Source organism: Streptomyces morookaense, from assembly GCF_013030945.1.
Classification (GTDB): domain Bacteria; phylum Actinomycetota; class Actinomycetes; order Streptomycetales; family Streptomycetaceae; genus Streptomyces; species Streptomyces morookaensis.
The window spans coordinates 1-9550 of record NZ_JABBXF010000137.1; the positions used below are offsets into that span (position 1 = coordinate 1).

Consider the following 9550-nt stretch of genomic DNA (forward strand, 5'->3'; position numbering starts at 1 on the left):
GGGTGCCCGGCGAGGCGCTGGGCGCCGAGCCGGAGCCGGGCGGCGGGGTGGTGCGGTTCGCGCGGTCGTCGCTGCGGGTGCGGGTGGCGGCGGGGGGTGCGGTGTTCTGCGGCTGGGACGGGGCCGCGCCGGAGCCGTCGTACGCGCTGGCCGGCGCGTGCCCGGAGGCGGACGAGCGTGCGGTGCTGGAGCCGGACACGGACGGCGGCTGGCGGGTGGTCTCCGAGCGGGTGCTGGTGACGGTCTCGCGGCGCGGCGCGGTGGAGGTGCGCACGCCGGGCGGGGTGGTGCTGCGGCGGGACCTGCCGCCGCGGTGGTGGGAACCGGTGGGGGCCGGGGGTCCGGCGGGGGCCGGGGGTCCGGCGGGGGCCGGAGGGGCGGTGGGGGCCGTGGGAACGGTGGACGCCGGGAGGCCGGCGGATGCCGGGAGGCCGACGGCCCTTGAGGGAGCGGCGGGTCCCGGGGGCCCGCCGGGAGGGCGCTGGGTGCAGCGGTCCGAGGTGGCCGCGGATGCGCGGTTCTTCGGGCTGGGGGGAAGGGCGAGCGGGCCGCGGTTGCGGGATGGTGCGTACCGGCTGTGGAACACCGACCCGGGCGGTGCCTTCGGGCCGGGGGACGATCCGCTGTACATCACGATGCCGGTGCAGCTGGTGGTGGCGGACGCGGGCACGCATCTCGTGTTCCACGACAACTCGTGGGACGGCAGGGTCACGCTGTGGGAGGGCGAGGAGGGGGCGGGCTCCGGGCACGACCGGCCGGGGCGCTGCGAGGTGCGGATGGACGGGGGGCCGGTGCGCTCGTGGGTGCTGGTGGGCACCCCGGCGCGGGTGCTGCACGGGTGGGCGGCGCTGACGGGCGCGCCCGCGCTGCCGCCCGCGTGGGCGCTGGGGCCGCAGCACGCGCGCTGGGGGTTCGGCAGCGAGCGCGAGGTGCGGCGGGTGGCGGCCGGGTACCGGGAGCGTGATCTGCCGCTGTCCGCGGTGCACTTGGACATCGACCACTACCGGGGGCACCGGGTCTTCAGCGTGGACCGCGAGCGGTTCCCGGATCTCCCGGGGCTGGCGGCGGATCTGCGGGAGCAGGGCGTGCGGCTGGTGTCCATCGTGGACCCGGCGGTGAAGGCCGAGCCGGGGCTGGCGGTGTACGACGAGGGGGCGGCGGCCGGCGCCTTCGTGAAGGACGCACAGGGGCGGGAGGTGCGCGGCGAGGTGTGGCCGGGCGAGTCGGTCTTCCCGGACTTCACGGATCCGCAGGTGCGTTCCTGGTGGGGCGGGCTGTACACGGAGCGGCTGGCGCAGGGTTTCGCGGGGTTCTGGCACGACATGAACGAGCCGGTCTCGTTCGCCCCGTTCGGCGATCCGTCCCTGCCGCGTTCGGCCCGGCATGCGCTGGAGGGCCGGGGCGGCGATCATCGCGAGGCGCACAACGTGTACGGGCTGTCCATGGCCCGGGCGGGCTACGAGGGGCTGCGCCGACTGCGGCCGCGGGAGCGTCCGTTCCTCTTCTCGCGGTCGGGCTGGGCGGGGATGCAGCGCTACGGCGGCACATGGTCGGGCGACGTGGCGACGGGCTGGCCGGGGCTGCGGGCGTCGCTGGCGCTGGTGCTGGGTCTGGGACTGTGCGGGGTTCCGTATTCGGGGCCGGACGTCGGCGGGTTCACCGGGTCGCCGTCGCCGGAGCTGTACCTCCGCTGGTTCCAACTGGGCGCGTATCTCCCGCTGTTCCGCACGCACTCGGCGATCACGGCCGGGCGCCGCGAGCCGTGGGAGTTCGGGCCGGAGGTGCTGGAGCATGCGCGGGCGGCGCTGCGGGAGCGGATGCGGCTGCTGCCGTACTTCGTGACACTGGCGCACCTGGCGCACCGCACGGGGGCTCCGTATGTGCGCCCGGTGTGGTGGCGCTCGCCGGAGGACCGGGCGCTGCGCGACTGCGAGGACGCGTTCCTGCTGGGCGATTCGCTGCTGGTGGCGCCGGTGCTGGAGCCGGATGCGGACCGGCGGGCGGTGCGGCTGCCGCGCGGGCGGTGGTACGACGCGGCGACGGGCCGGGCGCACGAGGGGCCGGGGCAGGTGCTGCTGGACGCCCCGCTGTCGCGCATCCCGGTGCTGGTGCGGGCGGGTTCGGTGGTGCCGGTGGCCTCCGGCGGCACGGGGCAGGTGGAGTTGGAGGTGTGGCCGCCTGCCCCGGGGCGCACGGGCGGCGGGGTGCTGATCACCGACCCGGAGCCCGGCACGGGGACGGCGGAGGTGGTGCGCTTCACGACGAAGTGGCGTGACGGATCGGTGGTGGTGGGGCAGGAAGGGCTGCCGGAACCGGCCTACCCGGTGCGGCTGCGGGGGGTGCCGGACGCTTTCCCCGATGCCGTGGTGCCTGGTATCTGAAGGGGGCATGCTGACCCTGCCGCGGCTGTCCGCCGCCCTCGCAGCCCTGATGCTGTTCCTCTCCGCGCCCCTTCCGGCAACGGCGCAGGCGGCGCCGGCCGGGCGCCTGCCCAAGGGCTTCGTCGAACTCGCCGACGTCGACCCCACGATCGTCCAGGAGATCCGCTACGCCACGGTGCACAACTTCACCGGCCATCGCATCGACGGCTATCTGCGGCCCCGCTGCATCCTCACCCGCCCTGCCGCCGAGGCCCTGCACCGGGTGCAGCGCAGGCTGCGGCCCGCGGGATACACGCTCAAGGTCTACGACTGCTACCGGCCGCAGCGTGCGGTGAACGACTTCGTGGCGTGGGCGAAGGACCTGGACGACGTGCGGATGAAGGGCGAGTTCTATCCGCGCGTGGACAAGTCGCGGCTGTTCGCGGACGGTTACATCGCGGCGAAGTCCGGGCACAGCCGGGGCAGCACGATGGACCTGACGATCGTGCGCCGCCCGCCGCGTCCGACGCGCCCCTATGTGCCCGGTGAGCCCCTCGTGCCCTGCTACGCGCCGAAGGCGGAGCGCTTTCCCGACAACTCCCTCGACATGGGTACCGGTTTCGACTGTTTCGACACGCTCGCCCACACCCTCGACCCGCGCATCACGGGCCGGCAGCGGGCTGACCGGCTGCTGCTCAAGTCCGTGATGGAACAGGCGGGTTTCGTCAACCTCGCCGAGGAGTGGTGGCACTACACGCTGCGGAAGGAGCCGTTCCCGGACACGTACTTCGACTTCCCCGTCTGCTGACGCGACCGGCCTTGACGCTCCACCGGGCCCGCAGAACACTGCGCGGTGCCATTGCCGGGCCGCTCTCCGGGAGGCGTCATGACAGGCCCGTACGTCGCCGCGATCGATCAGGGCACCACGTCCAGCCGCTGCATCGTCTTCGACAGCCGGGGTGCGGTGGTCGCCGTCGACCGGCGGGAGCACCGCCAGATCCTCCCGCAGCCCGGCTGGGTGGAGCACGACGCGGCCGAGATCTGGGCGAAGGTCCAGGCCGTGGTGGCCGGGGCGCTGGCCGCCGCGGGGCTGCGGGCCGACGAGCTGAGTGCGCTGGGCATCACCAACCAGCGCGAGACGACGGTCCTGTGGGACCGCGCCACCGGCAAACCGGTGCACAACGCCGTCGTCTGGCAGGACACCCGCACCTCCGGGTTCTGCCGTGAACTCGGCGGCGCCGAGGGGCAGGACCGGTTCCGCCGGTCCACCGGGCTGCCGCTGACGAGTTACTTCTCGGGGCCGAAGGTGTCCTGGCTGCTGGACCGGGTGCCGGGGCTGCGGCGCCGGGCGGAGAACGGGGAGATCGCCTTCGGCACCGTCGACTCCTGGCTGATCTGGAACCTGACGGGCGGCGCGGACGGCGGGGTGCACGTCACCGACGTCACCAACGCCTCGCGCACGCTGCTGATGGACCTGGAGACCCTGCAGTGGGACCCCGCGATCCTGGAGGCCATGCGGATCCCCGAGGCGGTGCTGCCGGAGATCCGTTCCTCCGCCGAGGTGTACGGCAGGGCCGTGGGCCGGCTCGCCGGGGTGCCGGTGGCCGCCGCGCTGGGCGACCAGCAGGCGGCGGTGTTCGGGCAGACCTGCTACGCGGTGGGCGAGGCCAAGAACACCTACGGCACGGGCAGTTTCCTGCTGCTGAACACCGGCTCCCGGCCGGTGGTGTCCAAGAGCGGTCTGCTGACGACGGTGGGCTACCGGCTGGGCGGCGAGGCGCCGGTCTACTGTCTGGAGGGGTCGATCGCGGTCACCGGCGCGCTGGTGCAGTGGCTGCGCGACCAGCTGGGCCTGATCCGCTCCGCGGACGAGATCGAGGCGCTGGCAGCGAGCGTGCCCGACAACGGCGGCGCCTACGTCGTGCCGGCCTTCTCGGGCCTGTACGCGCCCTATTGGCGTCCGGACGCCCGCGGGGTGATCACCGGTCTGACGGCCTACGTCACCCGGGCGCACCTGGCGCGGGCCGTGCTGGAGGCGACGAGCTGGCAGACGCGCGAGGTCGTGGACGCGATGGTGCAGGACTCCGGGGTGCCCATCACGGCGCTGAAGGTGGACGGCGGGATGACCGTCAACGGGCTGCTGATGCAGCACCAGGCGGACGTGCTGGGGGTGCCGGTGATCCGGCCGGTGGTCTCCGAGACGACGTGCCTGGGCGCGGCCTACGCGGCCGGGCTGGCCACGGGGGTGTGGCAGGACCTGGACGAACTGCGGGCGCAGTGGCGGCAGGACGTTGCGTGGCGGCCGCGGATGGCGACCGAGGCGCGGGAGCGGGAGTACCGGCAGTGGCGGAAGGCCGTTGAGCGCACCTTTGGCTGGTGCGCCCCGTAAGGGGCGCTGGGGGCACACCCCTTACGAGGCTCGGGTGACGCCAGTCGCCAACGCGTGCTCCACCACCGAGGCCAGGACCTCCTTGGCCGACTCGCGTTCGCGCGCATCGCACATCATCACCGGCACCTCCGGGTCGAGGTCGAGCGCGTCGCGTACGGCCTCCTCGGGGTAGCGGGCGGCGTCGTCGAAGAGGTTGACGGCGAGGGTGAAGGGGATGCGGCGGCGCTCGAAGTAGTCCACGGCGGCGAAGCAGTCCTCCAGGCGGCGGGTGTCGGCGAGGACGACGGCGCCCAGTGCGCCCTGGGCCAGTTCGTCCCACAGGAACCAGAAGCGGTCCTGGCCGGGCGTGCCGAAGAGGTAGAGGACCAGGTCCTCGCGGAGGGTGATGCGTCCGAAGTCCATGGCGACGGTGGTGGTCGTCTTGCCCTCCACGCCCGCGATGTCGTCCACCGGCCGGCCCGCCTCGGTCAGCAGTTCCTCAGTGCGCAGCGGCCGGATTTCGCTCACCGAGCCGACCAGGGTGGTCTTGCCCACGCCGAAGCCCCCGGCCACCAGCAGTTTGAGGGTCGTCACCGGGGCGGCGGGCCGCCGGGGGGTGCGCTCGGTGCGGCCGAACACCATGGGTTCTCCTCCGATCGTTCCGCAGGCCCCGGCGCCGGGGCCTGCGGAGAGTGGTTCACAACGCCCGCAGGCCGTCGATGACGTCCCGCAGGATGCCCTCGTCGGGCAGTTCCGCCGGGGGCACCGGACGGGTGACGCGGACGTGCCCCGCGTCGATCAGGTCGCCCACCAGCACCCGGACGACGCCCACCGGCAGGTCCAGCTCCGCGGCCAGTTCGGCGACGGACTGCGGCGTGCTGCGGGCCAGTTCGGCGATGTCGAGGTGTTCCGGGGACAGCGACTGGTCGGCCAGGGCGTGGGCGCCGCCCGGGTGGCCGGCCAGGGACTCCTCGGCGATCACCAGGGCGATCAGGTCGAGCCGGTCCTCGGCCGCGCTGCGGGTGCGGCCGCGGGTCATGGCGTACGGGCGGACCACGGGGCCCGCCGCGTCGTCGAACCAGCGCGCCGGCTGCTCGGGGTCCCGGTCCATGCCCGCCGTCACGCGCCGGCGGCGGCGCCGGTGCGCGGAGCGGTGGCCAGGTGCGCGCCCACGCGCTTGACGAGCAGGGTCATCTCGTAGGCGACCTGGCCGATGTCGGAGTCCGCATCGGCGAGCACCGCCAGACAGCTGCCGTGGCCCGCGGCGCTGACGAACAGGAAGGCCTCCTCCAGCTCGACGACGGTCTGCCGGACCTGTCCGGCGTCGAAGTGCCGGCCCACGCCCTTGGCGAGGCTGTGGAAGCCGGAGGCGACGGCGGCCAGGTGCTCCCCGTCCTCGCGGGTGAGTTCCCTGGACGTGCCGGTCGGCAGTCCGTCGCCGGACAGGACGAGTGCCTTGCGGATGCTGGCGACGCGCTCGACCAGGTCGTCGAGGAGCCAGTTGAGCTCGCCGCCCTCGCCGGCCCGGTCGTTGCGCAGGGCTTCCTTCGGTGCGGTCATCGACCGTCCCCCTCAATCGTCGTTCCTGGTGCTGTCGTTCCTGGCGGGTTCGCCATGTGCTGTTCGGCTGCGTTCCGGTCCCGGCCGCGCTGCCAGCCGCGCTGGAGGGCGGCCATCCTGGCCCGTACCTCGTCGGCGTCGCGGGCGGCGTCCGGACCGGCCGGGTCCGGGGCGGGCCGGTCGGGCGCCGCGGTCCGGTCGTCCTTCAACTGTGGGGCGAGGCTGGCCTGGCGCACGCGCCGGGGCAGGCCCCCGGTGGGTGTGCGGTCCTCGTCCGGGGCGGGCGGCCGTCCTGCGGTGCGTTCGGTGACCCTGCGGCCGTGGTCGGAGACCAGGACGGGGGCCCTGCGGCGCGGCAGCGGGAGCGGGCCGTCGGGGGCCTGCTGGTGCTCCTCGCCGGATACGTCCGTCGTATCCCCGAACAGGGCGTCGAGCGGGCCGGGTTGCCGGCGCACCGGCCGGGGGCGGTGGCCGGGCAGGGGCTGGCCGCCGGTGTCCTCGTCCGTTCCCGCGCCACTGCGGCGCGGGGCCTCGGTGAGCAGTGCGGAGGGGATGAACACCACGGCCGTGGTGCCGCCGTAGGGGGAGGTCTGCAGGGATACCCGGACGCCCTGGCGCTGGGCGAGCCGGCTGACGACGAACAGGCCGAGGCGGTCGGTGTCGGAGAGCTCGAACTCGGGGGTCTCCGCGAGCTTGAGGTTGGCCTCCAGCATGGCGTCGGCCGTCATGCCCAGGCCGCGGTCGTGGATTTCGAGGGTGAAGCCGTTGGAGACCCGCTCGCCGACGACCTGGACCGCGGTGTGCGGCGGGGAGAACACCGTGGCGTTCTCCAGGAGTTCGGCGAGGAGGTGGGTGAGGTCGCCGACGGCCGGGCCGTCGACGGCGAGCCGTGGCAGGCGGCGGACGTCGATGCGCTCGTAGGCCTCGACCTCGGCGACGGCGGCCCGGACGACGTCCATCAGCCGGACGGGCTTGCGCCACTGCCGGGCGGGGGCGGCACCGGAGAGGATGACCAGGCCCTCGGCATGGCGGCGCATGCGGGTGGTGAGGTGGTCGAGGCGGAAGAGGTCGGCAAGCTCGTCGGTGTCCTCGGTGCGGCGTTCCATGGTGTCGAGGAGGGTGAGCTGGCGGTGCAGCAGGACCTGGCTGCGGCGGGCGAGGTTGACGAAGACGTCGGAGACGCCGCGGCGCATGTCGGCCTGTTTGACGGCGGCTTCGACGGCGGCGCGCTGCAGGGTGTTCAGGGCCTGGCCGACCTGGCCGAGTTCGTCGGAGCCGTACTCCAGGCGCGGGGCCTCGGTCTCGACGTCGACGGTCTCGCCCGCGGCGAGGCGGCGCATCACGCTGGGCAGCCGTACGCCGGAGACCTCGTGGGCCTCCTTGCGCAGCCGGCGCAGGTCCCGGACGAGGCCGCGGCCGATGCGGATCGAGATGACGAGCGAGCAGACGAGGGCGGCGAGGCCCAGGACGCCGGCGACGGCGGCCTTGACGAGGACGCCGACGGCGACGGGCTGGACGCGGCCCGCGTAGCGGTTGCTGGCCTGCTTGCCGAGCCTGGCGAGGTCGTCGAGGACGGGGTGACGGTGACCTGCCACTGCTGTTGCCCGATGGCCTGGTCGGTGCGGCCGGGACCGCCGAGGACGACGGCGTCCTCGGCGGCGGCCAGCGCCCTGGCGTGCGGGCCCCGCCAGTAGGCGTCCAGGAGGGTGCGGTCGGCGGTGGGCAGGGCGGGGAGGCTGAGGGAGTAGAGGATCTTGCGCTCGGCGGTGCGGTCGGAGAAGGAGCGCAGGTCCTGAAGGTCCAGGCTGCCCGCGACGAACGCGCCGGAGAGCAGGGCGTCCTCGCGGGAGACCGACTCGCGGGCACGGATGAGGCCGGCCAGCGCGCGGCCCTGCCGCTCCATGTCGGCGTCCTGGACGGCGCTGAGGCTGCCGAGGAAGTCGTAGTAGGGGTCGACGAGTTCGTTGTAGTCCTGGAAGGCGGCGTAGCGGGTGAGGGTGCTGTCCTCGACCCTGCGGCGCAGGCCCTCGATGCTGTCGAGGCTCGTCTCGATGGCGCGGAAACGATCCTTCGTGCCGGAGTCCATGGCGTTGCGCGCGCCGCGGTCGATGCCGGCGCGGTAGTCCGCGACGGCCTTGTCGGTGGCACGCTGCCGGGCGTCGAGTTCGGCCAGGGCCCCGGAGCGACGGGGGTCGGCCAGGTAGACGACGGTCTGGCGGCGCTCCTTCTCCAGGGCGAGGATCACGTCCTCGGCGGGGAAGCCCGCCTTGCGCATCACGTCGGCGAACGAGAACAGCTGGACGGCCTCCTGACCGGTGATCACCGTGGCGAAGGCCCACAGCGCGGTCAGGGACAGCAGCGGCACCAGCAGCAGCGCCACGATCTTCCGGCGGATCGACTTCCCGCGAAAGCGCATGGCCTCCCCTACGGCAACCCCGGTGCACGGGGGTGGTGTTCCGACAACAATGCGGCGTGAGCCTACTACTGCGAGGTAGTGGACCCGAAGACCAGTACGGACCAAGGACAGGTGACCCGGCCGGTTTTCCCCTCATCACGGGAACCTTCGGGCACTCCCGGCCGCTCTCTGTACAAAGGGAGAGGAAGAGTTCCGACCGGGGGAGGTGAGCGTTCTGTGCAGCGGAACCGCGACACGGGCGCCGGCGCGGTGCCGGCCCGCAGGCCCTTGTGGGTGGAGGAGCCTGCCCGGCGGCCGAGAATGCCGGATCCCATCCGTACGGCCGCGGTGCGCGCGGCCCTGATCGCCGCCGTGACGCTGGTCCTGACGGTGATCACCGTGCTGTTCGCGCTGGCCGGTTCGTGGCTGGCGTTCCCGGCGCTGCTGTGTGCGGTGGTGAGCACCGTGCTGGCGACATGGAGCGTGCTGGATGTGTGGGTGACGCGGCAGGTGTGGCGGCAGCGGCACGGGGTGATCTCCGTGCCGAGCAGCGCTGCGCGCGGCATACGGCGGGTGGCAGCGCCCCGTTAGGGGCGCTGGGGGCACCTCTGGGGGTCCCCAGCGTTAGCTGGGGGAGGTAGCTGGGGAGGAACTGCGCGATCGGCCACGACGCGCCCGCAGCCGACCGTTCCCGGGGCTGCGCCCCGGACCCCCTGGGGCGGTGCGTCAACTGCGGGCCGGTGGGGGCTGGTCGCGCAGTTCCCCGCGCCCCTTACGGGGCGCCCAGTCGCGCCCACGCGGCGGAGCCGCATATCGGTACAGCCCCGCGCCCCTATGGGGCGCTAGGCCTCCGTCGGGCGGCGGAAC

7 protein-coding genes and 1 pseudogene are annotated in these 9550 nt (G+C 73.9%); 4 read left to right on the forward strand and 4 right to left on the reverse strand.

Features of this window, described 5'->3' with window-relative positions; translation table 11 throughout:
* Nucleotides 1-2 precede the first annotated feature (2 nt).
* From HG542_RS33175 to glpK, 3 genes are all read left to right on the forward strand, one after another.
* On the forward strand, nucleotides 3-2381 hold the full coding sequence (locus HG542_RS33175; RefSeq protein WP_171088090.1) for a glycoside hydrolase family 31 protein: 2379 nt from the start codon (nucleotides 3-5) through the stop codon (nucleotides 2379-2381).
* Nucleotides 2382-2388: 7 nt separating this feature from the next.
* Nucleotides 2389-3168: a M15 family metallopeptidase gene (locus HG542_RS33180; protein WP_171088091.1), complete on the forward strand. Its 780-nt coding sequence runs from the start codon at nucleotides 2389-2391 to the stop codon at nucleotides 3166-3168.
* A gap of 78 nt (nucleotides 3169-3246) precedes the next feature.
* Entirely contained in the window at nucleotides 3247-4749 is a 1503-nt protein-coding gene (gene glpK, locus HG542_RS33185) for a glycerol kinase GlpK (RefSeq protein ID WP_171088092.1), read from the forward strand.
* Between the two features lie 21 nt (nucleotides 4750-4770).
* Here the strand turns inward: glpK and HG542_RS33190 are convergent, their stop codons facing one another.
* The 4 genes and pseudogenes from HG542_RS33190 to HG542_RS33205 all read right to left on the reverse strand — a co-directional run bounded on the left by HG542_RS33190 (nucleotide 4771) and on the right by HG542_RS33205 (nucleotide 8704).
* The gene (locus HG542_RS33190) at nucleotides 4771-5370 is read right to left on the reverse strand and encodes a GTP-binding protein (protein ID WP_171088093.1); all 600 of its coding nucleotides are present in this window, start codon (nucleotides 5368-5370) and stop codon (nucleotides 4771-4773) included.
* A 55-nt stretch (nucleotides 5371-5425) separates the two neighbouring features.
* On the reverse strand, nucleotides 5426-5839 hold the full coding sequence (locus tag HG542_RS33195; protein WP_171088094.1) for a DUF742 domain-containing protein: 414 nt from the start codon (nucleotides 5837-5839) through the stop codon (nucleotides 5426-5428).
* Nucleotides 5840-5847: 8 nt separating this feature from the next.
* Nucleotides 5848-6288 carry a roadblock/LC7 domain-containing protein gene (locus HG542_RS33200; protein WP_171088096.1) on the reverse strand — a complete coding sequence of 147 codons (441 nt, stop codon included), beginning with the start codon at nucleotides 6286-6288 and terminating at the stop codon, nucleotides 5848-5850.
* Nucleotides 6285-8704, reverse strand: a pseudogene (locus HG542_RS33205) (sensor histidine kinase). Before HG542_RS33205 ends, HG542_RS33200 begins: the two are co-directional and overlap by 4 nt.
* 300 nt (nucleotides 8705-9004) lie before the next feature.
* Between HG542_RS33205 and HG542_RS33210 the strand changes: the two are divergent.
* Entirely contained in the window at nucleotides 9005-9274 is a 270-nt protein-coding gene (locus HG542_RS33210; protein WP_373313221.1) for a hypothetical protein, read from the forward strand.
* Nucleotides 9275-9550 lie beyond the last annotated feature (276 nt).

Bases quoted from the DNA above. Each gene is read 5' to 3' on its own strand.
- HG542_RS33190 (WP_171088093.1), bottom strand. From the start codon at position 5,370: ATGGTGTTCGGCCGCACCGAGCGCACCCCCCGGCGGCCCGCCGCCCCG.
- HG542_RS33200 (WP_171088096.1), bottom strand. From the start codon at position 6,288: ATGACCGCACCGAAGGAAGCCCTGCGCAACGACCGGGCCGGCGAGGGC.
- glpK (WP_171088092.1), top strand. From the start codon at position 3,247: ATGACAGGCCCGTACGTCGCCGCGATCGATCAGGGCACCACGTCCAGC.
- HG542_RS33210 (WP_373313221.1), top strand. From the start codon at position 9,005: ATGCCGGATCCCATCCGTACGGCCGCGGTGCGCGCGGCCCTGATCGCC.
- HG542_RS33195 (WP_171088094.1), bottom strand. From the start codon at position 5,839: ATGGACCGGGACCCCGAGCAGCCGGCGCGCTGGTTCGACGACGCGGCG.
- HG542_RS33180 (WP_171088091.1), top strand. From the start codon at position 2,389: ATGCTGACCCTGCCGCGGCTGTCCGCCGCCCTCGCAGCCCTGATGCTG.